This is a genomic window from Rhodoferax sp. P2_H8_2, assembly GCF_056403235.1.
In genome coordinates, this window is the sequence record NZ_JBFUFW010000006.1 from 99,382 (window position 1) to 126,098 (window position 26,717).

21 protein-coding genes and 2 tRNA genes are annotated in these 26,717 nt (G+C 58.5%); 15 read left to right on the forward strand and 8 right to left on the reverse strand.

Annotated features, from left to right (window positions below; translation table 11 throughout):
- Positions 1 to 6 precede the first annotated feature (6 nt).
- The 3 genes from msbA to AC1DV6_RS12455 form a co-directional block, all read right to left on the reverse strand.
- Complete coding sequence (msbA, locus tag AC1DV6_RS12445; protein WP_477977786.1) at positions 7 to 1,761, reverse strand: lipid A export permease/ATP-binding protein MsbA; 1,755 nt, start codon at positions 1,759 to 1,761, stop codon at positions 7 to 9.
- The gene (locus tag AC1DV6_RS12450) at positions 1,758 to 2,930 is read right to left on the reverse strand and encodes an O-antigen ligase family protein (protein WP_477977787.1); all 1,173 of its coding nucleotides are present in this window, start codon (positions 2,928 to 2,930) and stop codon (positions 1,758 to 1,760) included. Before AC1DV6_RS12450 ends, msbA begins: the two co-directional genes overlap by 4 nt.
- 95 nt (positions 2,931 to 3,025) lie before the next feature.
- Complete coding sequence (locus AC1DV6_RS12455; protein WP_477977788.1) at positions 3,026 to 3,802, reverse strand: glycosyltransferase family 2 protein; 777 nt, start codon at positions 3,800 to 3,802, stop codon at positions 3,026 to 3,028.
- Positions 3,803 to 3,871: 69 nt separating this feature from the next.
- Between AC1DV6_RS12455 and AC1DV6_RS12460 the strand changes: the two genes are divergently transcribed.
- The 8 genes from AC1DV6_RS12460 (at position 3,872) to AC1DV6_RS12495 (ending at position 8,826) form a co-directional block, all read left to right on the forward strand.
- Positions 3,872 to 4,726, forward strand: coding sequence for a glycosyltransferase family 2 protein (locus tag AC1DV6_RS12460; RefSeq protein WP_477977789.1), 855 nt, complete (start codon positions 3,872 to 3,874; stop codon positions 4,724 to 4,726).
- A 10-nt stretch (positions 4,727 to 4,736) separates the two neighbouring features.
- Positions 4,737 to 6,002 (forward strand): Tol-Pal system beta propeller repeat protein TolB, encoded by a 1,266-nt coding sequence (gene tolB, locus AC1DV6_RS12465; RefSeq protein ID WP_477977790.1) that lies wholly within the window; start codon positions 4,737 to 4,739, stop codon positions 6,000 to 6,002.
- Positions 6,003 to 6,025: 23 nt separating this feature from the next.
- Positions 6,026 to 6,553, forward strand: coding sequence for a peptidoglycan-associated lipoprotein Pal (pal, locus tag AC1DV6_RS12470; protein ID WP_477977791.1), 528 nt, complete (start codon positions 6,026 to 6,028; stop codon positions 6,551 to 6,553).
- 8 nt (positions 6,554 to 6,561) lie between these two features.
- Positions 6,562 to 7,350: a tol-pal system protein YbgF gene (gene ybgF, locus AC1DV6_RS12475; RefSeq protein WP_477977792.1), complete on the forward strand. Its 789-nt coding sequence runs from the start codon at positions 6,562 to 6,564 to the stop codon at positions 7,348 to 7,350.
- 46 nt (positions 7,351 to 7,396) lie between these two features.
- Positions 7,397 to 8,149, forward strand: coding sequence for a tRNA threonylcarbamoyladenosine dehydratase (locus AC1DV6_RS12480; protein WP_477978008.1), 753 nt, complete (start codon positions 7,397 to 7,399; stop codon positions 8,147 to 8,149).
- A 40-nt stretch (positions 8,150 to 8,189) separates the two neighbouring features.
- A tRNA-Lys gene (locus tag AC1DV6_RS12485) sits at positions 8,190 to 8,265 on the forward strand.
- Positions 8,266 to 8,287: 22 nt separating this feature from the next.
- A tRNA-Lys gene (locus AC1DV6_RS12490) sits at positions 8,288 to 8,363 on the forward strand.
- A gap of 118 nt (positions 8,364 to 8,481) precedes the next feature.
- Complete coding sequence (locus AC1DV6_RS12495; RefSeq protein ID WP_477977793.1) at positions 8,482 to 8,826, forward strand: hypothetical protein; 345 nt, start codon at positions 8,482 to 8,484, stop codon at positions 8,824 to 8,826.
- Between the two features lie 33 nt (positions 8,827 to 8,859).
- Here AC1DV6_RS12495 and AC1DV6_RS12500 read toward each other — a convergent pair whose 3' ends face one another.
- From AC1DV6_RS12500 to dapC, 5 genes are read right to left on the reverse strand one after another with little or no spacing between them, the layout of a single operon-like run.
- Positions 8,860 to 10,803 (reverse strand): ABC-F family ATP-binding cassette domain-containing protein, encoded by a 1,944-nt coding sequence (locus AC1DV6_RS12500; protein ID WP_477977794.1) that lies wholly within the window; start codon positions 10,801 to 10,803, stop codon positions 8,860 to 8,862.
- Positions 10,803 to 11,696: a 50S ribosomal protein L3 N(5)-glutamine methyltransferase gene (gene prmB / locus AC1DV6_RS12505; protein ID WP_477977795.1), complete on the reverse strand. Its 894-nt coding sequence runs from the start codon at positions 11,694 to 11,696 to the stop codon at positions 10,803 to 10,805. Before prmB ends, AC1DV6_RS12500 begins: the two co-directional genes overlap by 1 nt.
- Before the next feature lie 25 nt (positions 11,697 to 11,721).
- Positions 11,722 to 12,894, reverse strand: a complete 1,173-nt coding sequence (locus AC1DV6_RS12510) for a PilT/PilU family type 4a pilus ATPase (RefSeq protein WP_477977796.1) — start codon at positions 12,892 to 12,894, stop codon at positions 11,722 to 11,724.
- 14 nt (positions 12,895 to 12,908) lie between these two features.
- Positions 12,909 to 13,733, reverse strand: coding sequence for a 2,3,4,5-tetrahydropyridine-2,6-dicarboxylate N-succinyltransferase (gene dapD / locus AC1DV6_RS12515; RefSeq protein ID WP_477977797.1), 825 nt, complete (start codon positions 13,731 to 13,733; stop codon positions 12,909 to 12,911).
- Positions 13,734 to 13,746: 13 nt separating this feature from the next.
- Complete coding sequence (gene dapC / locus AC1DV6_RS12520) at positions 13,747 to 14,967, reverse strand: succinyldiaminopimelate transaminase (RefSeq protein ID WP_477977798.1); 1,221 nt, start codon at positions 14,965 to 14,967, stop codon at positions 13,747 to 13,749.
- A 70-nt stretch (positions 14,968 to 15,037) separates the two neighbouring features.
- Between dapC and smc the strand changes: the two genes are divergently transcribed.
- From smc to AC1DV6_RS12555, 7 genes are all read left to right on the forward strand, one after another.
- Complete coding sequence (gene smc / locus AC1DV6_RS12525) at positions 15,038 to 18,553, forward strand: chromosome segregation protein SMC (protein ID WP_477977799.1); 3,516 nt, start codon at positions 15,038 to 15,040, stop codon at positions 18,551 to 18,553.
- Between the two features lie 7 nt (positions 18,554 to 18,560).
- On the forward strand, positions 18,561 to 19,592 hold the full coding sequence (locus AC1DV6_RS12530; RefSeq protein ID WP_477977800.1) for a cell division protein ZipA C-terminal FtsZ-binding domain-containing protein: 1,032 nt from the start codon (positions 18,561 to 18,563) through the stop codon (positions 19,590 to 19,592).
- A gap of 91 nt (positions 19,593 to 19,683) precedes the next feature.
- A complete protein-coding gene (gene ligA / locus AC1DV6_RS12535) occupies positions 19,684 to 21,759 on the forward strand; it encodes an NAD-dependent DNA ligase LigA (protein ID WP_477977801.1) in 2,076 nt (691 codons plus the stop codon).
- Complete coding sequence (def, locus tag AC1DV6_RS12540) at positions 21,756 to 22,295, forward strand: peptide deformylase (protein WP_477977802.1); 540 nt, start codon at positions 21,756 to 21,758, stop codon at positions 22,293 to 22,295. Before ligA ends, def begins: the two co-directional genes overlap by 4 nt.
- Positions 22,296 to 22,506: 211 nt before the next feature.
- On the forward strand, positions 22,507 to 23,754 hold the full coding sequence (locus AC1DV6_RS12545; RefSeq protein ID WP_477977803.1) for an ABC transporter substrate-binding protein: 1,248 nt from the start codon (positions 22,507 to 22,509) through the stop codon (positions 23,752 to 23,754).
- Between the two features lie 117 nt (positions 23,755 to 23,871).
- On the forward strand, positions 23,872 to 24,747 hold the full coding sequence (locus AC1DV6_RS12550; RefSeq protein WP_477977804.1) for a branched-chain amino acid ABC transporter permease: 876 nt from the start codon (positions 23,872 to 23,874) through the stop codon (positions 24,745 to 24,747).
- A 2-nt stretch (positions 24,748 to 24,749) separates the two neighbouring features.
- Complete coding sequence (locus AC1DV6_RS12555) at positions 24,750 to 26,687, forward strand: branched-chain amino acid ABC transporter ATP-binding protein/permease (RefSeq protein WP_477977805.1); 1,938 nt, start codon at positions 24,750 to 24,752, stop codon at positions 26,685 to 26,687.
- Positions 26,688 to 26,717 lie beyond the last annotated feature (30 nt).

Below are 26,717 nucleotides of genomic sequence, written 5' to 3' on the forward strand. Positions count from 1 at the left end.
GAAACTTCAGGTGGAAGGAGAGTCCAGTCCCAGCGCATGCAACCTTGCATAGGTCCCCTGCTGCGCCAGCAACGCCTGATGGGTGCCAACCTCCACCACGCGGCCGCCCTGCATTACCACAATACGGTCCGCATGCTGCACGGTGGAAAGGCGGTGGGCAATCACGAGAATGGTTCGACCACGCATCAATTGGTCCAATGCTTCCTGAACTGCTTTTTCAGATTCTGTGTCTAGCGCTGAAGTAGCTTCGTCCAGAATCAAAATGGGTGCATCCTTGTACAACGCGCGGGCAATGGCCATGCGCTGGCGCTGGCCTCCCGAGAGTTGTGCCGCGTTGTGTCCCACCAGCGTCTGGGTGCCTTGGGGCAGGCCAGCCAGCCACTCGCCCAGATGGGCTGCGCGCAAGCAGGCCAATACCTTCTCTTCCTCGATCGGCAACCCTAGCGCCACGTTAGCGGCCACAGAGTCATTGATCATGATGACGTTTTGGCTAACGAACGCCATCTGGTTACGCAGCGACGTCAAATCCCAATCTTCCAGTGTGTGCCCGTCCAGCGTGATCGTTCCGGCCTGCGGTACGACAAAGCGGGGCAACATGTTGACCAGTGTCGTTTTGCCGGAACCGGACGAACCCACCAGGGCCACAGTTTCACCAGCGGCAATCTCCAAGTTCAGCCCGCTGAGGGCAGGCAGGGAATCCGGTTTGTATTGCACCGTAACGTCGCGAAAACTCAAGGCGCCGGTGGCACGTGCTTTGGAAAAAACGCCGCTGCTCTCCGCTGGCACGCTGTCAATCAAATCCAACCCACGCTCCAGCGCAGCCAGACCGCGTGTAATCGGCCCGGATACTTCGGAGAGCTGCCGAATGGGCGCAACAATCATCAGCATGGCCGTGACAAACGCTGCGAAACCACCTACCGAAGTGCCACTGCTGGCACTTTGCACCAGTGCAACGGAGATCACTGCAGACAAAGCGGCCGCGGCCAGCATCTGCGTCATCGGTGTCATTGCAGCCCCGGCGACGGTTGATTTCATGGCCAGCCGTTGCAGACTTGCGCTCAACTGGGAGAAACGGCTCTGTTGCAAATCTTGTGCAGCATACAGGCGCACTTCGCGGTGGGCCAATACGTTCTCTTCAACCACATAGGCCAGTGCATCGGTCACTTCCTGATTGGTCTTGGTGAGCTGGTGCAGGCGGCGCGTGAGGACGCGCATGACGAACACCACGGCGGGGAAAATGGCGGCAACGATGAGTGTGAGTTGCCAGTTCAAATAAAAGAGAAATCCCGTCATTGCCAACAAAGTCAGACCATTTCGCGTCAAGTTCAACACGGCGTTGACCAGCATGGTTGCGCCGGATTGCACTTCGTAAACCAGGGTGTTGGACAGTGCACTGGCAGACTGCTGCGTGAAGAGCTCAAGACGCGCAATCAGAAGCTTGGCGAACATGGCGCGGCGCATCGCCGTGAGGCCCAGGCCAGTGATCTTGGTAAGGCCGATTTGCGCAACGTATCCCGCCAGGCCGCGGACACCAAATAGCCCCATCAGAGACACAGGAACCATCCAGATGGACAGTTCACCTCGCTGAAAGCCACTGTCCAGCAGCGGTTGCAACAAGGCCGGAATCATGGGTTCGGTGGCCGCGCCCACGATGGCGCCGAGGGCCACCAGCACCCAAGTCCACAAATGGGTGCCGAAGTAGGGAACCAGTCTGCGGAGTCGGGCGACCAGTGTTTTTGGGGTAGTGCTGTCGGAGGTCATAGGGGAGGTGCGTCCGCAATTGGCGTCGCAGTGACCAGTTCCGCTGCGTTCCTCTTGTGTTGCAAGCCCAGCGAAAAAAGCAAGCCCAGCGTAATGCAAAAGTAGTCGCCTATCAAGTCGTCGTACAGCACCGAATTGAACATGCATGCCACCGCGCAGGCGGCAAGCACCGACCACAGTGCAAGCTTAATGGGTGTATCGAATTGGCGCGCGTCTCTGGCGGCCAACCCAAAGAATGCGAGAAGTGCCGCACATCCGAACACACCAAATTCCACGCCCCAAAGCAGATACTCCTGGTGTGGATTGCTGATGGGACTGGTGCCGAAGATGGCAATGAAGCGCTCGCCTTCAAAGGGGGCAATGGCCAACTTCCAACTGCCGACCCCGGTACCGATGGCGGGTGCACTTTGCATCGCTTGCGCGGAACGTCGCCAGGCGTTGAGTCGCCACACATCCGAAGTCAATCCACTACCAGGCTCAACGTAGAGGCGCCCGGCTGGCCCGTCCCCTTGTTGAGGTGTTTGTTGGGTCAGTTGATGTGCCCAACCCACGCAAGCTACTACCATCACGGCCGCCAGGCCATACATCGGTTTTCTCCAGCGTGGGGGGCACTGCCACGCTGCTGCCAGTCCAACCAAAGACATTACGATCACGTAGCCAGTGCGGCCTTCCAGCAAAAACAGTACGTTGGCCAGCGCGCTGATGGCGCAGACAATGCCCAGTATCTTTGGCCAAACATGGGCACCTCTGAGGTGCCAGAAAACGGCAGCGCTGGTTGCTAAGATGATGGATTGGTCTAGGTAGGTGGAGAAAACCGCGTTTCTTCCTCCCAGTTGCGTAGCCCACGGCAAGGACACTCCGAAAAAAACCAACCATGCGCTCAACATCAAAAAGATTTGACCCGCGGAAAACGCTATTAGTGCGATACGCGCCTCGTTCCAACTACGAATCAAAACGACAGGAACCAGAATGAAGATCAGCTTGCCATGTTTGATGAAACTCTGCAGTGCGGTTTCCATGTCTGCAGAAGTCCACAACAAGCTGATAAACATCAAAACGATGACCCAGGGAACGAACTGAGCCGTTTGAAGGGATTGCCAGGGGCCGGACGCTTCTTTCTTCAAGGCGCGTCGCGCAACATCCACCAATAGTGCCACCGCCAGAAACAATTTGGCCAGGCTGACCCACGCAATGGGCAGGCTGACCGCCAACGCCGCAAAGCACACCAGTACCAATCGGGTATTCCAGGTCTTTTCGGGAACCGTCATGGCTTGTCAGGGCTCTGCCACTGCGCACCTTTTTGCACTTCCAGGGCTTTGACGTAGCGATAAAACGTGCCCTCAAAATTGCCAAAAGCAATGACAAAGCCGGGCCAGCCATCGAGAAAGCCGCGTTTGAACACATAGTGCTTGATGAAAGACCAGATTGCGTGACTGAGCGCCATGCCCATGCTGATCTTCTTGTGCTGGATTTTCTCTGCGCCTAGTGTGGAGTAGCGATTGGCCTTGTGCATGACCTCGGCCATGTTCTTGAACGGGAACTGCCAGATCTCGTTTTTCATGTGGCCGATGGGCCTGTCCGTATGTAATACGTAGCCTTCATGCACTGGCTTCAGGTCATAGGACATGGCGCCTTTTCTGAAGAGCTGGGGTTGGCGGTAGTTGGGGTACCAGCCGGAATGCTTGATCCACTGGCCCATGAAGAAGTTGCGCCGTGGGGTCCAGTAGACGTCCAGGGCGTTGGGGTCCAGGGTAATGGCGCGGACTTCCCGCTCTACCTCAGGGGTACAGCGTTCATCTGCATCAACGCTGAAGATCCAGTCGTGTGTGCAAGCTGCTATCGCGTTATTGCGCAAATCACCAAAGCCATTGAATTTGACCTGTACCACGCGCGCACCGAGCCCAGTGGCGATTTCCGGCGTGCCGTCGGTACTCCAGGAATCGACCAACACCACCTCATCGGCCCAACGCACACTCTCTATCGTGGCGCGCACTTTTTCGGCTTCGTTGTAGGCAATGATGTAGACGGAAATGGGGGGCATTGGTGGTGATACCATCAAAAAGAGAGTGGGGCCGCTGCTACTGCGGCGGGTTGCCAAGTCTATTCCAAAATGCCAACTAAAGACCTGATTTCCGTGGTGATTACCACCTACAACCGCAGCGATGCTTTGGCAGCGGTATTGCACGGCTTATCGCTGCAGGATGACCAGGGCTTTGAGGTGGTCATCGCCGATGACGGATCAAAACCCGAGCATGTTCATGCCATCCACGAGGCAGCTTTGCGTAGCGGCCTCCGCATTGCCCATATGTGGCACCCCGACGTTGGCTTCACCGCATCGCAAGTACGCAACCGCGGGGTGAGTGTGGCCTGTGGGGATTACATCGTCCTGATGGATGGCGACTGTGTACCAGAAGTGGATTTCATCCGGCGCCATAGGCAATTGCAGGAACAGCAGTGCTTCGTCAATGGCAGTCGCGTGATGCTGTCGCCCGCATTGACTGAGGCGGTGGTACGGGGGCAGACGGCCATTTGTGGGCGTGGTGCGGTGTTCTGGCTGGGCCAACGGCTACGTGGTCATGCGAGCAAGATCACAGGGTTACTGCGACTCCCGGACATGCCATGGCGCAAACACAAACCGTTTGTCTGGCGCGGTATTCGCAGCTGCAACTTTGGGGTCTGGCGCACAGACTACGAAGCCGTCAACGGTTTTGATGAGTCTTTTGTTGGTTGGGGCCATGAAGATGCCGATTTCGTATTGCGCTTGCACCATGCGGGACTTACCCGCAAGAACGGCTTTTGCGCGACCGAAGTTTTTCACCTGTGGCACAAAGAATCGAGCCGGGCGCAGGAATCAGAAAACGCCCAGCGCGTGCGTGATCGCGTCGGCACAGGGCAAGTGCAGGCAACGCTTGGTTACAAGCAAAGCCTGGGTGGCGCCGAGATGGTGGTCACAAGGCTGAGATAATCTACACACGATGATGTACAGAATCCTTCTTTTGCTTGTTGCCGGCATGTTCAGTGCTGGTGTTTCGGCGCAGTTTCGGGTAGAGGTATCGGGCGTAGGCCTGACCCAAGTCCCCATAGCCATTGCGGCCTTTCGAGGGGATGAGTCGGCGCCGCAAAAAATCGGCGCAATTGTGCAGGCCGATTTGGAGCGCAGCGGCCAATTCAAGTCCGTGGATACATCGGCCGTGCAATTGGACGAGACTTCACGCCCGGACATGTCTGCCTGGCGCCAAAAAAATTCCGACGCACTGGTAGCGGGAAGCATTACACGGCTGGCGGATGGTCGCTATGACATCCGCGTGCGCCTCTGGGATGTGGTGCGCGGGCAAGATCTGGGTGGCCAAAGTTATGCGGTTGTGGCGGGTGATTTGCGGTTGGCCGCACACCGGGTTTCGGACTTTGTGTACGAAAAACTGACCGGTGATAAAGGTATCTTCTCTACCCGTATTGCCTATGTCACCAAGAACGGTCAGCACTACAACCTGTGGGTCGCGGATGCAGATGGTGAGAATGCGCAGAGCGCGCTCAATAGCCCCGAGCCTGTGATTTCACCGTCCTGGGCGCCCAGCGGTTCGCAACTGGCCTACGTGTCGTTCGAGTCCCGTAAACCCGTGGTGTACGTGCACGATGTGGCGACCGGTAAACGGCGTCTGGTCGCCAACTTCAAGGGCTCCAACAGTGCGCCTGCCTGGTCGCCGGATGGCAAGAGTCTGGCGATGACGCTCTCCCGTGATGGCGGCTCTCAGCTGTATGTGATGGACTCTGCAGGCGGCGAGCCCAAACGCCTGGCCCAGTCCAGCGCCATTGATACCGAACCAACCTTCACGTCGGACGGCAAGACCATTTATTTCGTCAGCGACCGCGGCGGCTCGCCCCAGATTTATCGCATGCCTGCGAGCGGCGGCAACCCGGAACGTGTGACCTTTTCCGGCACCTACAACATTTCGCCTTCTCTGAGTCCCGATGGGCGTTGGTTGGCCTACATTTCACGGGTTAGCGGCGCATTCAAGCTGCATGTTATGGATTTATCGTCGGGCGCAGTCAGTGCCATCACCGACACCAACGCGGACGAAAACCCCAGTTTTTCACCCAATAGCCGCCTGATCATTTACGCCACCCAGTTGCAGGGCAAGGAAGCGCTGATGACAAGCACGCTGGATGGCAAAATCAAAGCACGTTTGGCCGGTCAAAACGGTGACATCCGGGAGCCCGATTGGGGCCCGATGCAGAAATAATTTAACTTAACCAGGAGTATGGAATGAAGAATTTGGTATGGACGCTCGCAGTCGCAGCTCTTTTGGCAGCATGCAGCTCGCCAGTCAAGCTTGACAATGTGCCAGTCGAAGACAAGACCGGCGCTGCAGTAACGCCTGCAGCGCCCAAGAATGACGGCGCGGCAAGCAGCGCGGTCAAAACAGTAGATATTGGCAAGACGGATCAGGACGCCGCCATGCGCCAGGCCAATCGCATCGTCTATTTCGATTACGACAGCTTTGCGATCCGCCCGGAATTCCAGTCGGTGATTGAGGCACATGCCAAATTCCTCAAGGCTGACAAGAGCAAGAAGGTCGCGCTGGAAGGCCATACCGATGAGCGCGGTGGTCGCGAGTACAACCTGGCACTGGGACAGAAACGTGCAGAAGCCGTGCGCCGTGCCTTGACCTTGCAGGGTGTGAGTGAAGCGCAATTGGAAGCGGTGAGTTTCGGTAAGGAAAAACCTGCTGTGCAAGGTTCCACTGAAGCGGCGATGGAAAAGAACCGCCGTACTGAGATTTCGTACCGGTGAGCCGCGCCATGGTCACACAGTGGCTCAAACCCATGCGTGGGCTGGTATGCGTAGGCCTGCTGGCTATTGCAGGTCAGGCCTCGGCAGGTTTGTTTGATGATGAAGAAGCGCGGCGCGCCATTCTTGATCTGCGCCAGAAGCTGGAGACCAACCGAAACGACGCTGAGCAGAAGCTCGCAGAGGAGACCAAGCGCTCCTCCGAGGAAGCGGCCCAATTGCGCCGCGCCTTGGTCGATTTGCAAAATCAGTTGGAAGCATTGCGTGCGGAGCTCGCCAAGCTGCGAGGGCAGGACGAGCAGATCGTCCGTGACGTGGCCGAACTTCAACGCCGCCAGCGCGACAGCCAGCAAACCTTTGACGAGCGGCTGCGCAAGTTTGAGCCCGCTACAGTGACTCTTGACGGCCGCGAGTTTCTTGCTGACTCCGCCGAGAAGCGTAGCTACGAAGCCAGTCTGGCAGTTTTTCGCAAGGGTGAGTTTGCCAACGCGCAGGGCATGTTTGTGGACTTCCTGACCCGCTATCCGCAAACCGGTTACCGTCCATCTGCACTGTTTTGGCTGGGCAATGCGCAGTACGCGACCAAGGACTACAAGGACGCGATTACCAATTTTCGCTCGCTGGTAGCTGGTGCGCCTGACCATGTGCGCGCACCCGAGGCCGTGCTTGCAATTGCCAATTGCCAGCTGGAATTGAAAGACACCAAGTCTGCTCGCAAGACGCTGGAAGAAGTCATGGCGTCGTATCCTTCTTCGGAAGCCGCTGGCGCGGCCCGCGAGCGACTGGCCCGCATCAAGTAAGCGCGGAATATCGGTGGAGGCAGATACCCAACGCCGTTTCTCCGGCATGGAGCGGCTCTATGGCACGGAGCCTGCAGCCGCTATCCGGCTTGCCCATGTGGCCGTAGTAGGTATAGGTGGTGTCGGCTCCTGGGCTGCAGAGGCGCTGGCCCGCAGCGGGGTAGGGCGGCTCACGCTGATAGACATGGACCATGTCGCCGAGTCCAATATCAATCGCCAGATTCACGCGCTGACATCTACCGTAGGCATGGCCAAGATTCAGGCCATGCAGGAGCGCATTGCGCAAATCAATCCCTTGTGCGAGGTGAACTGTGTTGATGCCTTTGTCGAGCTAGACAACTGGCCAGCCATCTTGCCCGCTGGCGTGGACGCCATCATTGATGCCTGCGACCAAGTCAAGGTTAAGGCCTCGATGGCCGATTGGTCCCGGCGCAACAAGGCATTATTCATCTCGGTAGGCGCTGCGGGTGGTAAACGCCATGCGCACAAGGTAGACATTGCCGATCTGAGCGAAACCACGCACGACCCCTTGCTGGCGCAGTTGCGTTATCGTTTACGCAAGGAATACGGCGCCCGCAAAGACGGTAAGAAGATCGGTGTGGCCTGTGTCTTCAGCCGCGAAGCCGTGGTGCCCGCCGATGCATCCTGTGAGGTACAGGGCGACAACTCCCTGAACTGCCATGGCTACGGATCACTAGTCTCAGTGACGGCGACCTTTGGCTTGTGCGCCGCGGGCTGGATAATGGACAGAATTTCGCAGACCTCAGTAAAAAGCGCTGGAAAAAACGATATAATTTGAGGCTTAGCGGTTTGCGGCAAATGTGTTTGTCCGGTCCGTTGGGACCATAGCTCAGTTGGTAGAGCAGCGGACTTTTAATCCGTTTGTCGTGGGTTCGACCCCCGCTGGTCCCACCAAGATGTATATTTGAGTTTACGGGGGAATTTAGCTCAGCTGGTAGAGCAGCGGACTCTTAATCCGTAGGTCGAGAGTTCGAATCTCTCAGTTCCCACCACCCCTCGCAAGGACTTGGTCTGTAAAGACCAAGTCCTTTTGTGTTTGTGGCGTGTCAAATGCAAACGTATAGACTGCAGACATTCGCTCATCGCAGCCCACACTATTCGGAAATTCTCATGTCAGTTCTTCGCATCGTTCTGTTGTCCACCACGCTCCTTACCCTCAGCGCGTGCGCTTCTTTGCCAGCCCCAGACGGTCTCAGCGCCAGTTCGCGCGGCATGTCGAAGAAGCAGTTGCTGAGCTGCATGGGAGCACCAAAGACATCCGCGGTAGAGGCCAACAAGGAATATTTGACCTATTTCTACCGGAATTTCTACGACCGATACACCTACCAATGTGTAGTGACCGTACTGCTTACTGACGGCAGTGTTTCCAAATTGACGGTGTCGGGCGACTCCTCAGATATCACCGACGCTGTGCCTGAAGTGTGCAAAACAGTTGTACCCAAGTGCATGCGTTGACCCAGCCCACTTGAATGCGCTGGGGCGTGAACTTCAGCCCTCGACCACTGCAGTCAATTCCAGCCAGCGCTCTTCCAGCGTTTTCAGTTCGTCATTGACCTTCTTCAGGCTGCGGCCTAGTTCGGCAATTTCCTGCGGATGGGTATTGGTCCCCAGCTTGCCTTCCAGCGCAGCGCCTTCGCCGTTGAGTACTTCCATACGGGCTTCGACCTGTTGCAGTTCCTTCTTGGCTTTCTTCGCAGCGTCAGACATAACAGCGGGAATAGCGGCTTTGGCGGCCGCTGCCTTGGCTTCCTGTTTTGATGCCTTGGATTGCTCTTCCTTGGCCAGTTCGCGCTGGCGCTTGGCCTCGTCCAACAGGTATTTCTGGTAGTCGTCCAGGTCGCCGTCAAACGGCTCGACGCCACCGCGTGACACCATCCAGAACTCGTCGCAAACCGAGCGCAGCAATGCCCGGTCGTGGCTGACCAGCATCACGGTACCTTCGAACTCGTTGAGCGCCATGGACAGCGCTTCACGGGTCGCCAGATCCAGGTGATTGGTGGGCTCGTCCATCAGCAAGAGGTTGGGGCGCTGCCAGACCAGCATGCACAACACCAAACGGGCCTTTTCGCCACCGCTCATGCTGCCCACAGCCTGTTTGACCATGTCGCCGCTGAAATTGAACGTACCGAGGAAACTGCGTAGATCCTGCTCACGCGTCTGCTGGCCGGCAATCTTGCTGGCAGCGGTCATGTCCCTGACCAGGCGAATCATGTGCTCCAGCGGGTTATCTGCAGGACGCAATACGTCAAGCTCTTGCTGGGCGAAGTAGCCGATGTTGAGGCCCTTGCCTTCGGTAATCTCGCCGTCCAAGATGGCCAAGTCGCGCGCAATGGTTTTCACCAGTGTTGATTTACCCTGGCCGTTGGCGCCCAGAATGCCGATACGTTGGCCCGCCAGCACCGACTTGCTGATGTTGCGCACGATGGTCGTGGGCGGTGTGCCTTCAGGTGCACCTTCTGGCGCGGGATAGCCCACGCTGATGCCGCTCATCGACAGCATCGGGTTGGGCAGATTCGCCGGTTCCTTGAATTCGAACGTAAAATCGGCCTCTGACAGCAGTGGCGCGATCTTCTCCATGCGGTCCAGTGCCTTGACCCGGCTTTGCGCCTGCTTGGCCTTGCTGGCCTTGGCCTTAAAGCGGGCGATGAACTTCTGCAGGTGGGCAATCTTGTCCTGTTGCTTCGAAAAAGCAGTTTGCTGCAGCGCCATCTGCTCGGCGCGCATGTCCTCGAACTTGCTGTAGTTGCCGCCGTAGCGCACCAGCTTGCCCGCGTCGATGTGCAGTGTGACGTTGGTCACCGCGTCCAGAAATTCGCGATCGTGGCTGATGACGACCATCGTGCCTTCGTACTTCTTGAGCCAGGCTTCCAGCCAGACCAGCGCGTCCAAGTCCAAGTGGTTGGTCGGCTCATCAAGCAACAGAAGGTCGCTGGGGCACATCAGCGCGCGCGCCAGTTGCAGGCGCATGCGCCAACCGCCCGAGAAGCTGTTCACTGGGTTATCAAGTTCCGTGGTCTTGAAGCCCAGACCCAGAATCAGTGCCTGGGCGCGCGATGCCGCATCGTGCTCGCCTGCATCGTGCAGCGCCATATAGGCATGCGCCATGCGGTCGTAGTCGTCGGTGGCCTCGGAGGCGGTCACTTCGTTGCGTGCAGCCAGTAGCACGGTGTCGCCCTCGACCACAAACTCGGTAGCCGACTGGGTTGTTTCCGGCATGTCCTGGGACACCTGGCCCATGCGCCATTGGTGCGGGATGTAGTACTCGCCCGCATCTTCATGCAGGTTGCCATTGAGCAAGGCAAACAAGGACGATTTGCCCGCGCCATTGCGGCCGACCAGGCCGACTTTTTCGCCGGGATTGAGGGTGACAGACGCACCCTCCAGTAACACCTTGGCGCTGCGGCGCAAGGTGACATTCTTCAAAGTAATCATCAGAGGTTTTCGGTAAGCGCCTGGCGGGTAATCAGTAAAACCTGATCCTCACCGGCGCTGGTTTCCAGCCAGACCACTTCCAGTGTCGGAAATGCGGCTTCAAAGAAAAGGCGTTCGTTGCCAATTTCCAGCACCATGACGGCATTGGAACTCATATGTTGCGGCGCCTGCTTCAGCAGGGTGCGGACGAAATCCATACCGTCAACACCACCTGCCTGGTTGCCGCTCAGGGCAATCGCGGGCTCGGCTTTGTACTCGGCCGGTAATTCGGCCATGCTTTGTGCGTTCACATAGGGTGGGTTGCACAGGATCAGATCGTAGGGGCCTGGCAAAGCGGTCAGGCCATCGGACTCGATCAGGCGAATCTGCTCCTGCAGGCCATGTTTGTCCACATTGATGCGGGCTACGGCCAGCGCGTCGGCTGAAATGTCGGCAGCGTCCACTGTCACTTCGGGAAACACGGACGCGGCGATGATGGCCAAGCTGCCGTTGCCAGTACAAAGATCCAGCACCGAGCGGGTCGATTCGCGCAAGAAATAGTCGATGCCACCGTCTGCCAGCAGCTCGGCAATCAGTGAGCGCGGGACGATGGCACGTTCGTCGACATAAAACGCAAAACCCTGCAACCAAGCCTCCTTTGTGAGATAGGCGGCAGGTTTTCGGGTTGCAATGCGTGCTCCTAAAAGAGTAGCTGCTTGCGCATGTTCTGCGGGCGTTACAAGCCTTTTTGCCTCTGAGCTATCGATTTCCAGGGGGGTGTCCAGCGGCAAGCCGAGGCTCCATAGCACCAGCCAGGCAGCTTCGTCGCGCGCATTGGTCGTACCGTGTCCGTAGGACAGGCCCGCGGTTTCGAGTTGGCGTGTGGCGGCCTCAACCGTTTCCAGCAGGGTCATCCGAGGCACCTCCACGCAACAGACATCAGCTCTTCACATCCAGTGTGATTTCGGTGAACGATGCTTCGTCGTCTTCCACTGCGGTAGCGGCAGGTTGTGCAGCCTTGGTGAAATCGTTTTGCAGGCGCCACATCAAGTTGGTTGGGGAGTCGGCGTTGGCCAGGCCTTCCTTGCGGTCCACGATGCCATCGACAATCATGCGAGCGATGTCATGTTCGAACGACTGCGAGCCTTCAGCCATGGATTTTTCCATCGCTTCCTTGACGCCAGAGAAGTCGCCTTTTTCAATCAGGTCGGAAATCAGTTTGGTGTTAAGCAGAATCTCGACAGCCGGTGTGCGCGAACCATTGGCCGTGCGCAGCAGGCGTTGCGACACCACGGCTTTGAGCGCGGCCGACAAATCACCCAGCATGGTCTGGCGCACTTCGACCGGGTAGAAGCTCAGGATACGGTTCAGCGCTTGGTAGCTGTTGTTGGCGTGCATAGTGGCCAGGCACAAGTGGCCCGACTGTGCGTAGGCAATAGCCGCCGACATGGTTTCCCGGTCGCGGATTTCGCCGATCAAAATGACGTCCGGCGCCTGGCGTAGCGCGTTCTTGAGTGCCACTTGCAAGGATTGAGTGTCGGAGCCGATCTCGCGCTGGTTGACTACCGATTTCTTGTTCTTGAACAGGAATTCGATCGGGTCTTCAATGGTCAGAATGTGGCCAGAGACGTTCTCGTTGCGGTAGTCCATCATCGAAGCCAGCGTTGTGCTCTTGCCGGCGCCCGTGGCACCGACCATCAGGAGCAGGCCGCGCTTTTCCATGATCAGGTCGCCCAGCATCATGGGCACTCCCAAGCTGGACAGCGATGGAACATCCACCGCAATAAAGCGGATCACTGCCGCGATGCTGCCGCGCTGGCGCATTGCGCTGACGCGAAAACGTCCCACGCCGGCGATAGGAAAGCCCATGTTGAGCTCGCCGACTTCTTCCATTTCAGCAATGCGCTCGGCCGGTAATACCTCGGCCAACAAATTGCGGGGGGCATCGTTGGGCAGAGACTGGCTGTTGATCGGCACGCACTGGCCGTTGATCTTGATCAGCGCCGGGGAATGGGCTGACAGATAGACGTCGGAGGCCTTCTTCTCGCTCATCAAGCGCAGGATGCGCTCCATGGTTCCAGAGGGTTGTGCCGGTGCGGGTGCCGTTGACATGCTCATTTCCTCAATCAGTCACGCAACAAATCGTTGAGTGAAGTTTTTGCACGGGTTTGCGCGTCAACCCGTTTGACGATCACTGCGCAATACAAGCTGTAGCTGCCGTCTGCGCTGGGCAGATTGCCTGATACCACCACCGAGCCGGATGGGATGCGCCCATAGGTCACGGTGCCGGTGGCGCGGTCATAAATCTTGGTGCTCTGGCCGATGTAAACGCCCATCGAGATCACCGAGTTCTCTTCGACGATAACGCCTTCGACCACTTCAGAACGGGCGCCGACAAAGCAATTGTCTTCAATGATGGTCGGGCCGGCCTGCATAGGCTCCAACACGCCACCAATACCGACCCCGCCAGACAGGTGCACGTTCTTGCCGATCTGCGCGCAGGAGCCAACGGTAGCCCAGGTGTCGACCATGGTGCCTTCGTCGACGAAGGCACCGATATTGACGTAAGAAGGCATCAGGATCACGCCCTTGCCGACATGGCTGCCGCGCCGTGCAACGGCAGGCGGCACCACGCGCACGCCAGTAGCCTTCATGGCCTCAGCGTCTAGGCCGCTGAACTTGGTTTGCACTTTGTCGTAAAAACCCAGATCGCCAGCATTGATGATGGCGTTGTCGTTCAGGCGAAAGCTCAACAGCACGGCCTTCTTGATCCATTGGTGGGTCGTCCACTGACCGACGGATTCGCGGGTGGCCACGCGCAGCTTGCCAGTGTCGAGTTGGTCAATTACGTGGTTGACGGCGTCGCGAATTTCGGCGGAGACGGCGTTGGCGCTTAAAGAGGCGCGGTTTTCCCACGCGGAATCAATGATTTGTTGCAGTTGAAGGGTCATGAGACTCGGAGTTTCAGGTGTTTCGGTTTTTGACAAATTGGACGATGCGCGCCGCAGCTTCTTCACATTCCTGGGTTTCGGCGACCAGCGCCATGCGAATTCGTGACGTGCCGGGGTTGCCTTGTGGGCTTTCACGCGCCAGATAACTGCCCGGCAATACCGTCACATTGTAAAGAGCGAACAGCTCGCGTGCGAAATCGGCATCACTTCCTTGCACGCCAGCCCACAAATAAAACCCGGCATCCGGCAGGCTGACATCCAGCACTTCAGCCAGCAGCGGTGTGACGCGTTCGAACTTCTCGCGATACTGCCGGCGGTTTTCGACGACATGCGCCTCGTCGTTCCATGCCGCGATACTGGCGGTTTGAACGACCGGGCTCATCGCACTGCCGTGGTAGGTGCGGTACAGCAGGAACTGCTTGACCAGTTTGGCATCTCCGGCACAGAAACCACTGCGCATGCCAGGCACATTGCTGCGCTTGGACAGGCTGCTGAGCACCAGCAGGTTTTTAAAATCTGGCCGCCCCAGTTGGGCTGCGGCTTGCAAAGCGCCTAGCGGAGGCTCTTCCCGGAAGTAAATCTCGCTGTAACACTCATCCGAAACGATGACGAAACCGTAGCGGTCGCTCAACTCAAACAAGAGCTTCCATTCTTCCAATGGCATTACCGCGCCCGTCGGGTTGCCCGGAGAGCAGACAAACAATAGCTGCGTTTGAGCCCAGACCGCCTCGGGTACTGTGGTCCAGTCCGGTGCGAAATTGCGTGTTGGGTCGGAGTCAACGAAGTAAGGTCGAGCCCCGGCCAGTAGCGCCGCGCCCTCGTAAATTTGGTAGAACGGATTGGGGCAAACCACCCAGGGGCGTCCGTCTTCGGCGCCTTGATGGGCTGGGTTGACTACCGTCTGTGCGATCGCAAATAAGGCTTCACGGGAGCCATTCACGGGCAGGATTTGGTCCGCTGCGCCCAATTCGAGGCCATAGCGGCGTTGCAACCATGCCGCAATCGATTGGCGCAGCCCCATTTCGCCAGCCGTAGCGGGGTAGCTGGCAAGGCCTCCGTCCGTCGACTGGATGGCGGCCACATAGGCGTCCTTGATCAGTTGGGGCGTGGGGTGCTTGGGCTCGCCAATACCGAGGCTGATAGGGCGAAAGGCCCGGTTGGGCGTGATGCCGGCGAAAAGCTGGCGCAGGCGCTCAAAAGGATAAGCCTGCAGGCGGGACAAATTCGGGTTCATGGGGCGCCATTATCAGGCGGTATCATTGCAGGCTCGCTCACTTACTGCCAAGCGTCAGCATCTTTCTCCCGTGCGTCTCAATTCCATCAAGTTATCTGGCTTCAAGTCATTTGCCGAACCTACCAATTTCCTGCTGCCAGGCCAGTTGGTAGGCGTGGTGGGGCCCAACGGCTGCGGCAAATCCAACATCATGGATGCCGTGCGCTGGGTTTTGGGCGAAAGCCGGGCCAGCGAGTTGCGCGGCGAGTCGATGCAGGACGTCATTTTCAACGGCACAACCACCCGCAAGGCTGCCAGCCGCTCCAGTGTGGAACTGGTGTTTGACAACGCCGACCATCGCGCTGGCGGCCAATGGGGGCAGTTTGGTGAAATCGCGGTCAAGCGCGTGCTGACACGTGACGGCACCAGCAGCTACTTCATTAACAACCAGCCGGTGCGCCGCCGCGACGTGCAGGACGTGTTCTTGGGCACCGGTCTCGGTCCACGCGCTTACGCGATCATCGGCCAGGGCACGATCAGCCGCATCATTGAATCCAAGCCCGAAGAGCTGCGCCTTTTCCTGGAAGAGGCCGCTGGCGTGTCCAAGTACAAGGAACGCCGCCGGGAAACCGAAAACCGCCTCTCCGACACTCGCGAAAACCTGACTCGCGTCGAAGACATCCTGCGCGAGTTGAATGCCAATCTGGAAAAACTGGAAAAACAGGCCGAAGTGGCCGCCAAGTACAACGCCTTGCAAAGCGAAGTAACCCAGAAGCAGCATCAGCAATGGTTCCTGAAGCGGGCCGAAGCCCAGTCTGACCAAGCCAAAGTACAGGCCGATGCACAAGGTGCGGTCAACGCGCTGGAAAGCCGCATGGCCGATCTGCGCCATATCGAAGCCGATCTGGAGACCGTGCGCCAGGCGCATTACGCGGCGGGCGATCAGGTCAACCAGGCGCAGGGTCTGTTGTACGAAGCCAGCACCGATGTGGGCCGTCTTGAAGCCGAAATCCGCTTTGTCGTCGAAGGTCGTCTGCGTGTAGAGCAGCGATTGGTCGCGCTGAAAGAACAATTGGCCCAATGGGGCACGCGCAGAGACGATGCCCAGGCTGAGCTGGAGCGTCTGGCTGAACTGGCGTTGCACGGCGACGAACAGACCGAATTGCTGGCCGCCCAGGTGGAAGAGCAGGCGATGCGTCTGCCTGAGCTGGAAGAAGCGCAGCAAACCGCCCAGAGCGCTGCGAACGATCAGCGTGGCAGCGTGATGCAGGTGCAGCAGCAGATTCAGGTGCTGGCCGCAGAACAACGCAATATTGAAGAACAGTCACGCCAGTTGCAAAACCGCCGCGACCGGCTGGACCAGGACCGCAATGCACTGACGTCGCCCGATGAGGCGCGTCTTGTAGCGCTGCAGCAGCAACTGGAAGAAGTTCAGGAAGCCAATGAAGTGGCGCAGGCCCGTCTGCATGAATTGCAGGACTCGGTGCCGCAGCTGGATGAAGCACGCCGCGAAGCGCAGCAGCATGTGAACACCGAATCCGCTAAACAAGCCGACTTGAGTGCGCGCCTCGAAGCGCTGAAGACCCTGCAGGAAAAGGTCAAAACCGACGGCAAGCTGCAACCCTGGCTGGCCAAGCACGGTCTGGACGGTTTGCAAGGCCTGTGGAGCCGCATCCATATCGAACAAGGCTGGGAAAACGCGCTGGAAAGCGCACTGCGGGAACGCATGGGCGCACTCGAAGTGTCCCGGCTGGACATGGTGCGCGCCTTTGGCAATGACGCACCGCCTGCCAAGCTGGCGTTCTTCTCGCCACCGCAAGCGGGTGCTGCGAATTCCAACTCCAATTTGCCCCGCCTGGCCGACTTGCTTCGCGTCAACGATGCCGGCCAGAAGGCCATCCTGACGGACTGGTTGCACGGCTGCTTTACCGCCAACAGCTTCGAAGAAGCGCTGGCGCAGCGCGACAAGCTGCAGGCCGGCGAGGGCATCTTCGTGAAGTCCGGCCATGTAGTCACCGCGCACAGCGTCAGCTTCTACGCGCCCGATTCCGAGCAGGCCGGCCTGTTGGCCCGCGCGCAGGAAATCGAGAACCTGGAAAAGCAGGTCCGTGCCCAGGTCTTCATCGCCGATGAATCCCGCGTGACGCTGGCCCGCAGCGAATCGGCCTACGCCGAAAGCGCACAGCGCCTGGTGCTGGCCCGCAAGGAAGCGGTGGAAGAACAAAGCAAGGCCCATGAGCTGCAGGTCGAAACCCTGCGCCTGAGCCAATTGGCTGAGCAGGCCCGTGCGCGCAGCGCGCAGATTGATTCGGACCTGTCGGAAATCCTGGCCCAGCTGCAAGACCTGCAAGAGCGTCGCGCCAATGCCGAAGGGCAATTCGAGTCGCTGGACATGCAACTGGCCGACAGCCAGGAGCGCCACGCCCAACTGGACGAACGCGTGATCGATGCACAACGCAAGCTGGTCGAGTGCCGTGAGCAACAGCGCAGCCTGGAGCGCCAGGCGCAAGAAGCAACCTTTGCGCAGCGGAGCCTGCAGGCCCGCAATGCCGAGTTGAACCGATCGATTGAGACGGCTGCACAGCAGGCCAACTCCATCCATTCGGAAGAACAACGCGCCCAGGAAGAATTGACCCGTTTAACCGATGCCGCAGCCCAGGCCGGATTGCAAACTGCGCTGGCCCTGAAGTTGGAGCGCGAACAGGCACTGGCTGCCAAGCGCAGCGAGTACGACGATCTGACCACCAAGCTGCGCGCCAGCGACGAGCGCCGCATGCAGCTGGAGCGCGAACTCGATCCGCTGCGTTCGCGCATCACAGAATTCCAGCTCAAGGAGCAGGCCGCACGTCTGGGCTTTGAGCAGTATGAGCAATTGCTGCTGGACGCGCAAGCCGACCTGGCTGCGGTAGAGACCAGCATCCGCGAAAACAATGTGCGCCTGACTGGCATGCAAAGCGATATCGACCGTATTCAGCGCGAGATCACCTCGCTGGGCGCGGTCAATCTGGCTGCGCTAGACGAACTGACGGCATCGCGCGAACGCAAGCAGTTCCTCGATTTGCAAAACGAAGACTTGATGGCGGCGATGAACACGCTGGAAGACGCGATCCGCAAGATCGACGCCGAAACGCGCGAGTTGCTGTCTGGCACCTTCAAGCAGGTCAACGACCACTTTGGCCGCATGTTCCCCGAGCTGTTTGGCGGCGGCAATGCGCGCCTGGTCATTACCGGTGACGAAATTCTGGACTCCGGCGTGCAGGTGATTGCGCAGCCGCCGGGCAAAAAGAATCAGACCATCCATTTGCTGTCGGGCGGTGAGAAGGCGCTAACGGCGATTGCGTTGGTGTTCGCGATCTTCCAGTTGAACCCAGCACCGTTCTGTTTGCTGGACGAAGTCGACGCGCCGCTGGACGATGCCAACACCGAGCGTTATGCCAAGCTGGTGTCCAGCATGAGCAAGGAAACGCAGTTCCTGTTCATCAGTCACAACAAGATTGCGATGGAGATGGCAGAACAACTGATCGGCGTGACCATGCAGGAGCAAGGCGTGTCACGCATCGTGGCGGTGGACATGGAATCCGCGGTCAGCCTGGCCGAATTGGCATAAAGCGACTATGAGCAATTTGCAAATTGGTTTGGCCATTGCGGGCGGTTTGGTTTTGGTAGGCGTGGTCGCCCACGGCGCATGGACCTCGCACAAGAACACGCCGCGGCAAGCTTTGCCCGAACCCCCGGATGGAAATCACCCTCCCGCAGAGCCCACGCTGGACACGGTGCCAGACGCCAACCAATTCAACCTGCCACCGGTTGCGCGCAAACCGGTGATGGATTCGCTGATCGATGTGATCGCCACGCTGGCGCTGGACAGCTCGGTGCACGCGGTGTCTGGCGATGCGGCGCTGGCGGCGATGCCTGCCACACGCCGCGCTGGCAGCAAACCTTTTTCAATTGAAGGCTACAACCTGCAAACGCTGGTCTGGGAGCAACCCCAGCCCGGCCAGCGCTATGGAGGTTTTCAGGCCGGCGTGCAAATGGCCAACCGCTCTGGCGCGCTGAACGAAATTGAATACTCCGAGTTCGTTGTCAAAACGCAAGCGTTTGCGGATGCGATTAACGCGACTCCTGAATTCCCGGAGATGCTGGACGAAGTGGCCCGGGCCCGCGAGCTGGACCAGTTTGCCAGCGCGCACGATGCCCAGCTCGGCTTCACGATCCGCGCGCGCAATGCGTCCTGGAGCCCTGGCTATGTGCACCAGAGCGCTGCGCGTCTGGGCTTTGTGGCTGGCGTGATTCCGGGACGTATGGTCTTGCCCGCGAGTGCCGATGGTTTGCCTCCGTTGCTGGTGTTGAGCTTTGATTCGCAAGCCGCGCTAGCAGACGATCCAGCCCAATCCGCGATTCGCGAGCTGGCCTTGCATCTCGATGTCGCACAGGTGGACCGGACAGAGCACGCCTTCGAGCGTATGCGCGAATCTGCAACAGCGCTGGCAGAAGCCATGGAAGGCGTGGTCACTGATGACAATGGCCAACCACTGGTGCCCGCCACCTTAGACATGATTGCCGCGGATCTGCAGGCCTTGTACGACACGTTGGAGCAGCGCGATCTGGCCGCGGGCTCTCCTTTGGCGCGCCGCTTGTTCTCCTGAGAATATGACCCCCACGCTCCCTCACTCCGTGTGGTCGCTGCCCCCCGAGGGGGTGCATCAGCACCTTCGGGCGGCCGGGCGGTGCTGATATATGCCGAATTTGGAGCTTTTTGGGGCTGCAGGCGGCGTAGATAGTGCGCAAGCAGCTATCAAATTGGAAGCGATCAAGAGCAAGCTGCATCACCATGCCCACCAGTATTACGTGCTGGACGCGCCGCAGGTTCCCGATGCCGAGTATGACAAGCTGTTCCAGGAGTTGCAGGCCATTGAAGCCGCGCATCCGGAATGGGTAACGCCGGATTCGCCGACCCAGCGCGTAGGCGGCAAGGTGCTGGACCAGTTTGCGCCGGTGCGCCACGCCGTGCCCATGCTCAGTATCCGCACCGAGACCGACACCGAATCGTCTGGCGCACAAGCCTTTGACGCGCGCGTACGCAAGGAATTGAAGCTGACAGACGCTGACCCACCAGTCGAGTATGTGGCCGAACTGAAGTTTGACGGGCTGGCGATGAGCCTGCGCTACGAACGAGGTGTGTTGGTGCAGGCCGCAACGCGTGGTGATGGTGAAACGGGCGAAGACGTGACGCAGAACATTCGCACGATTGGTCAGATTCCTTTAAAACTCCCTGAAGGTATGCCCGCTGTGCTGGAAGTGCGCGGCGAGGTCTATATGCGCCGCGACGATTTCGAGGCCATGAATGAGAAGCAGCGCGAGAAGGGCGAAAAGACCTTTGTGAATCCACGCAACGCTGCTGCTGGCGCGGTCCGCCAGTTGGATCCTGGCATTGCTGCGCAGCGGCCCTTGAGCTTCTTCGCCTACGGACTGGGTGAAGTTACTCCGGCAGACCATGGTGGACCCGACTTTGCGACCCACTACGCCATGCTGCAGACCCTGAAATCATGGGGGTTTCCGGTTGCAGCGCAGGTGGGAATTGCGCAAGGCGCTACTGAATTAATAGCGTATCACCAGCGTATTGGCCGTGAACGCGACCAGTTGCCGTACGACATTGACGGCGTGGTCTACAAGGTCAATAGCCTGGCGCTGCAACGCCAACTCGGCTTCGTGACCCGCGAGCCGCGCTGGGCCGTGGCGCACAAGTATCCAGCGCAAGAGCAGATTACCAAGGTGCTGGGCATTGATGTGCAGGTGGGGCGGACCGGCAAGCTGACGCCCGTTGCGCGTCTCGATCCGGTGTTTGTCGGTGGCACGACGGTGTCCAACGCGACGCTGCACAACCTGTTTGAATTGCGCCGCAAGAAAGTTCGCGTCGGTGACAACGCCATCGTGCGCCGCGCGGGCGATGTGATTCCCGAAGTGGTGGGCATTGTGAGCAGCGGGCCGCGCGCCACCTACGTTCCCAACTTCCGCATGCCCCGCACCTGCCCGATCTGCGGCAGCGCGGTAGTACGCGAGAAGTCCGAGATGAACCACCGCTGCAGTGGCGGCCTGTTCTGCGGCGCGCAGCGCAAGCAAGCGATCCTGCATTACGCGCAGCGTCGCGCGGTCGAAGTTGAAGGGCTGGGCGAGAAGCTGGTCGACCAGTTGGTCGAAACCAATGTGATACGCACGCTGCCCGATCTGTACAAGCTGGGTTTGACCTCGCTGGCAGCCCTGGACCGCATGGCCGAGAAGTCGGCTCAGAACATTGTCGACGCGCTGGAGAAATCCAAACAAACCACATTGCCACGCTTTCTGTACGGCCTCGGCATCCGCCATGTGGGCGAAGCGACCGCGAAAGATCTGGCGCGCCACTTTGGCAAGCTCGACGCCATCATGGACGCGACCGAGGCGCAACTGTTGGACGTCAACGACGTAGGCCCCATCGTTGCCAAAAGCATCCATACTTTCTTTGCGCAACCGCACAACCGCGAGGTCGTGGAACAGCTGCGCGCCTGTGGCGTAACCTGGGAAGAGGGCGACGCCGCGGTACAAACGCCCAAGCCTTTGGCGGGCAAGACCTTTGTGTTGACCGGCACCTTCCCGACTTTGAGCCGCGATGAAGCCAAAGACCTGCTGGAGGCGGCCGGCGCTAAGGTGGCCGGTTCGGTGAGCAAGAAGACCAGCTATGTGGTCGCAGGCACCGAGGCGGGCAGCAAGCTGGACAAGGCGAACGAGTTGGGCGTGCCGGTGCTGGACGAAGCAGCCATGTTGGAGATGCTGAAATGAGCATGAAGACGATTCTGAAGATGGGCGACCCGCGCCTGTTGTTGGTTGCAAAACCCGTCACCGAATTCGACACTGACGAACTGCACCTGTTGATTAGCGACATGCTGGACACGATGCGTTCAGTCAATGGCGCCGGCCTGGCTGCGCCGCAGATCGGCGTGGACCTGCAACTGGTGATCTTTGGCTCCAACGACCACAACCCGCGTTACCCGGACCGACCCACCGTGCCGCCCACAGTGTTGATCAACCCGGTGATCACACCGCTTGGCGCTGAAGAGGAAAGTGACTGGGAAGGCTGCCTGTCTGTGCCTGGCTTGCGCGGCGTGGTACCGCGCTGGGCGCATATCCGGTACACCGGATTTGACCAGTACGGCGACCCCATCGACCGTACCGTGGACGGCTTTCATGCCCGCGTGGTGCAACACGAGTGCGACCACTTGATCGGCAAGCTGTACCCGATGCGAGTGCGTGACTTTACGCAGTTTGGCTATACCGAAGTTCTGTTCCCTGGCATTGCGGCCAACGAAGACGACTGATCCGCCAGAGCCGTCTGGCGGCTTTATGCCCCAAGATGGAGCACGCATTTCCGCCATGGGGGCTTTGCGTGAAAAAAAATCCGAATTGATTCAAAATAGTTTCAGCCGCTTAGGTGACTGCCGTCAGCTAGTTGTTGGCTATCTGTAAGCCAGATAGCAGGCACGTTGATTAGATTGCGGTGTTGAGCTAATTTTTACAACAGGAGACAACATGACAAATCGTTTGAAAAGCATGATGACGCAGGTCGCATTTGCGGCGGCAACGCTGGCTGTGGGTGGTTTGGCAATGGCCGCCGACCCGATCAAGATCGGTGTGGCAGGTCCATTTACCGGTGGTTCATCCTCCATGGGTGTCAGCATGCGCGATGGCGTGCGCCTGGCAGTCGAAGAAATCAACAAGTCCGGCGGCGTGCTGGGTCGCCAGATTCAAGTCGTCGAGCGTGACGACGAAGCCAAGAACGAACGTGGCGTGCAGATTGCCCAGGAACTGATCAACAAGGAAAAAGTCACCGCTGCGGTCGGTTACATCAACACCGGCGTGGCACTGGCCTCGCAGCGCTTCTTCCAGGAAGCCAAGATTCCGGTGATGAACAACGTGGCCACTGGCTCCATCATCACCCACCAGTTTGACGACCAGCCCGAAAACTACATCTTCCGCAATGCTGCCCATGACAGCATCCAGGCGCCGATGATTGTGGAAGAGGCGATCACCCGCCGTGGCTTCAAGAAAGTCGCGATTCTGGCCGATTCGACCAACTACGGCCAATTGGGCCGCGCGGATCTGGAAAAGGCGCTGGCGCTGAAGAGCATCAAGGCTGTGGCAGTTGAAAAGTTCAACATCAAGGATGTGGACATGACCGCCCAGTTGCTCAAGGCCAAGGAAGCCGGTGCCGAAGCGGTGTTGACTTACGGTATTGGCCCTGAGCTGGCGCAAATTGCCAACGGCATGACCAAGCTGGGCTGGAAGGTGCCAATCATTGGCAGCTGGACATTGTCGATGGCTAACTACATTGACAACGCAGGCCCTGGCGGTGAAGGGGCGCGCATGCCGCAAACCTTTGTGCAGGAACCGACCACGCCCAAGCGCCAGTCGTTCATCATCAGCTATCTGAAGACCTTCAACCCGAAGAACGCACGCATCGATTCGCCCGTGTCTGCAGCCCAGGGTTACGACTCCATCTACCTGCTGGCAGCCGCCATCAAGCAGGCCAACTCCACTGAAGGCCCGAAGATCAAGGCTGCTCTGGAAGACTTGAAGACGCCTGTGGACGGTGTGGTCACCACTTACAACAAGCCGTTCACCAAGACAGACCACGAAGCCATTACCGCCAATATCCCCGTATTTGGCGAAGTCAAGGGCCAGCGCGTGGTGTATGCCTATGAAGCTGACTTCAAGAAGGCTTCGGAAGTGCGCGTGAAAGATGTCAATGCCAAGGGTGCGCTGGCCGTTAAAAAGTAAGCGCTGCTCGCATTTCGTAGCATGATGGCACCGCGTCGGTCTTTTAGACTGCCGCGGTGCCTTTTTATGCAGGCTGTTGTGTTGGTTTGAATTTGTTCTTTTTGGCGAGTCCTATCTATGGAAATCCTGCTTCAACTTGTCTATAGCGGTATTGCGCTGGGCATGATCTACGCGGTCATTGCGTTCGGCTACCAGCTCACGTTTCAGACATCTGACACGCTTAATTTCGGGCAGGGTGACGCCCTGATGCTGGGCGCCATGGTGGGCCTGACGCTGGTCAACATGGGCGTCAACTACTGGCTGATGCTGCCCATCGTGATCGTGTTCGGCATGTTGCAAGGCGGCGTGGTCGAATGGATAGGCGTGCGGCCAGCCATCAAGATCAAAAGCGAATTTGGCTGGATCATGTCCACCATCGCGCTGGGCATCATTTTCAAAAACGTGGCAGAAAACGTCTGGGGTCGAGATGATTTGAAGTTCCCATCGCCGTTGCCAGAATCTCCCATCAAGCTGCTGGGCGCCAACGTGTTGCCCATGGAAATTTTGGTGGTGGTGGGGGCCATCCTGATGATGCTGGCGGTGGAGTTTTTCAACCGCAAAACCATTTACGGCAAGGCCGTGGTGGCCACCTTCAATGACCGCGACGCGGCCAAGCTGATGGGCATCAACACCGGGCTGGTGATTACCTTCTCCTACGCACTGTCCTCCGCGACCGCTGCATTTGCGGGGGCGCTGATTGCGCCGCTGACATTGACTGGTGCAACGATGGGCTCAGTGCTGGGCTTGAAGGCCTTTGCGGTCGCCATCATTGGTGGCCTAACCAGCGGCTTGGGCATCATTGTGGGTGGCATTATTTTGGGCGTGGCCGAAACGACCACGGGTTTTTACCTTTCCACCGGCTACAAGGATGTACCCGGTCTGGTGTTGCTGTTGCTGGTACTGGCGTTGAAGCCGTCCGGCTTGTTCGGTAAAACCGCGATCAAGAAAGTCTGACGATGAATCGCAAATCTTTTTGGGTTGCACTGATTGGCCTGGCCTTGTTGGGTGCGGCGCCGCTGTTTATCAGCAACTCCTATTACATCCACATGATCGGCACGATCATGATTTACGCCATCCTGCTGTATGGGCTGGACATCGTGGTGGGTTACACCGGCCAGGTGTCACTGGGCCATGCGGGTTTATTCGGCGTGGGCTCTTACACCGCGGGTGTGTTGTTCCTGAAGTTCGGCGCACCGTTGTGGTTGATCATTCCGGCCAGCATTGCGGTCACTGCAGGCTTTGGTGCTTTGCTGGCCTTGCCTGCCTTGCGCGTGTCAGGCCCTTACCTTGCGATGGTTACGCTGGCCTTTGGCACCATCATCCAGATTCTGATCAACGAGATGGACTTCCTGACCGAAGGGCCGCTGGGCATCAAGATTCCCAAACCGTCGATTGCCGACACACAACTGAACGAACACGGCTTTTACTGGCTGGTGTTCGCGATGATGGTGCTGTCGCTGATAGTGGTGGACCGTATTCTCAAGTCCCAGCTCGGGCGTGCCTTTGAGGCATTGCGTGGCAGCCCGGTGGCTTCGGACTGTATGGGCGTGTCGGTGTACCGCTACAAGGTGTATGCATTCGTGATTAGCGCGGGGTTCGCCGGTCTGGGTGGCTGCCTGTACGCGTATTCCGAACAATACATTTCGCCTAATACCTACAACTTTGAATTGACCGTGATGTTCCTTTTGGCGGTCATCATGGGTGGGCGAAAAACCCGTTCTGGCGCTCTCTTGGGTGCTGCGATCATTGTGATCCTGCCCAAGCTGCTGGATGATCTGGAGTTGTTCCGCATCGTGGCCAGCACATTGGCGGTGTTGATAACGGTTGGTGCGGTGGTGGGCGTCGTGAAGAAGCTCACGACACCGCGTGCAGTAATCATCCCGGTGGTTGGCACCGTGGCCTTGGCCGGATTTTCGTTCTGGCTGCAGTCCATCACCGACTGGCGTTTGTCCATCTTCGGCTTGATGATCCTGTTCGTCGTCTATTACCTGCAGGACGGTATCGTCGGCTTTGCGCGTAACCTGTTTGTCCGCAAGACCAGCCGCACTGGCGCGCCTGTTGCGGACGTGCAGGCCTCGGTCAAGGATGCGGTGATGGTGGCCTCGAACGCTGGCCAAAGCGAAACTGGCAGCGATCTCTTGGTAGCCAAAGGCGTGCTGATGCAATTTGGCGGTCTGAAGGCCATCAACCTGGTGGACCTGGTCGTCAAGCGCGGAACTATCCATGGCCTGATTGGACCCAATGGTTCCGGTAAGAGCACGATGATGAATGTGCTGACAGGCATCTACGTGCCGACGGCAGGCAGCATTGAGTTTGCGGGCCACACGGTGGTGGGCCGCACGTCGTCCGACATTGCGCTCTCCGGCATTGCGCGCACCTTCCAGAACGTCCAATTGTTCGGAGAGATGACCGCACTGCAAAACGTACAGGTCGGCTTGCACCACACGTTTGCCAGCAATATTCTGGACGTTGCCCTGCACACGCCACGCTATTTGCGTGAAGACAAGGCGGCGATTGAGCGCGGTATGGGTCTGATCCAGTTCGTGGGCTTGGGCGATTTGGCCCATGAGGAAGCGCGTAATCTGCCCTATGGCAAACAGCGCTTGCTCGAAATCGCCCGTGCACTGGCGCTCGATCCGCAATTGCTTTTGCTGGACGAACCAGCCGCCGGCTTGACCGCCCCCGATATCAAGGAACTGGTTTCCATCATCCGCAAGATCCGCGACCACGGCATCACCGTGATCCTGATCGAGCACCACATGGATGTGGTGATGAGTATTTGCGACAACGTCTCGGTGCTGGACTTCGGCCAGAAGATTGCCGAAGGCAAACCCGCAGAAGTGCAAGCCGACGAGAAGGTCATCGAGGCCTACCTCGGCGGCACGGCGGCCTGAACGTCACAGTAATAGACACCAGGATTTCAC

Excerpts from the sequence above, each read along its gene's own strand:
- msbA (WP_477977786.1), bottom strand. The coding sequence starts at position 1,761 with ATGACCTCCGACAGCACTACCCCAAAAACACTGGTCGCCCGACTCCGC.
- AC1DV6_RS12455 (WP_477977788.1), bottom strand. The coding sequence starts at position 3,802 with ATGCCCCCCATTTCCGTCTACATCATTGCCTACAACGAAGCCGAAAAA.
- AC1DV6_RS12460 (WP_477977789.1), top strand. The coding sequence starts at position 3,872 with ATGCCAACTAAAGACCTGATTTCCGTGGTGATTACCACCTACAACCGC.
- tolB (WP_477977790.1), top strand. The coding sequence starts at position 4,737 with ATGATGTACAGAATCCTTCTTTTGCTTGTTGCCGGCATGTTCAGTGCT.
- pal (WP_477977791.1), top strand. The coding sequence starts at position 6,026 with ATGAAGAATTTGGTATGGACGCTCGCAGTCGCAGCTCTTTTGGCAGCA.
- ybgF (WP_477977792.1), top strand. The coding sequence starts at position 6,562 with ATGGTCACACAGTGGCTCAAACCCATGCGTGGGCTGGTATGCGTAGGC.
- AC1DV6_RS12480 (WP_477978008.1), top strand. The coding sequence starts at position 7,397 with ATGGAGCGGCTCTATGGCACGGAGCCTGCAGCCGCTATCCGGCTTGCC.
- AC1DV6_RS12495 (WP_477977793.1), top strand. The coding sequence starts at position 8,482 with ATGTCAGTTCTTCGCATCGTTCTGTTGTCCACCACGCTCCTTACCCTC.
- AC1DV6_RS12500 (WP_477977794.1), bottom strand. The coding sequence starts at position 10,803 with ATGATTACTTTGAAGAATGTCACCTTGCGCCGCAGCGCCAAGGTGTTA.
- prmB (WP_477977795.1), bottom strand. The coding sequence starts at position 11,696 with ATGACCCTGCTGGAAACGGTTGAGGCCGCCACACGCCAACTCGAAACC.
- AC1DV6_RS12510 (WP_477977796.1), bottom strand. The coding sequence starts at position 12,894 with ATGTCAACGGCACCCGCACCGGCACAACCCTCTGGAACCATGGAGCGC.
- dapD (WP_477977797.1), bottom strand. The coding sequence starts at position 13,733 with ATGACCCTTCAACTGCAACAAATCATTGATTCCGCGTGGGAAAACCGC.
- dapC (WP_477977798.1), bottom strand. The coding sequence starts at position 14,967 with ATGAACCCGAATTTGTCCCGCCTGCAGGCTTATCCTTTTGAGCGCCTG.
- AC1DV6_RS12530 (WP_477977800.1), top strand. The coding sequence starts at position 18,561 with ATGAGCAATTTGCAAATTGGTTTGGCCATTGCGGGCGGTTTGGTTTTG.
- ligA (WP_477977801.1), top strand. The coding sequence starts at position 19,684 with ATGCCGAATTTGGAGCTTTTTGGGGCTGCAGGCGGCGTAGATAGTGCG.
- def (WP_477977802.1), top strand. The coding sequence starts at position 21,756 with ATGAGCATGAAGACGATTCTGAAGATGGGCGACCCGCGCCTGTTGTTG.
- AC1DV6_RS12545 (WP_477977803.1), top strand. The coding sequence starts at position 22,507 with ATGACAAATCGTTTGAAAAGCATGATGACGCAGGTCGCATTTGCGGCG.
- AC1DV6_RS12550 (WP_477977804.1), top strand. The coding sequence starts at position 23,872 with ATGGAAATCCTGCTTCAACTTGTCTATAGCGGTATTGCGCTGGGCATG.
- AC1DV6_RS12555 (WP_477977805.1), top strand. The coding sequence starts at position 24,750 with ATGAATCGCAAATCTTTTTGGGTTGCACTGATTGGCCTGGCCTTGTTG.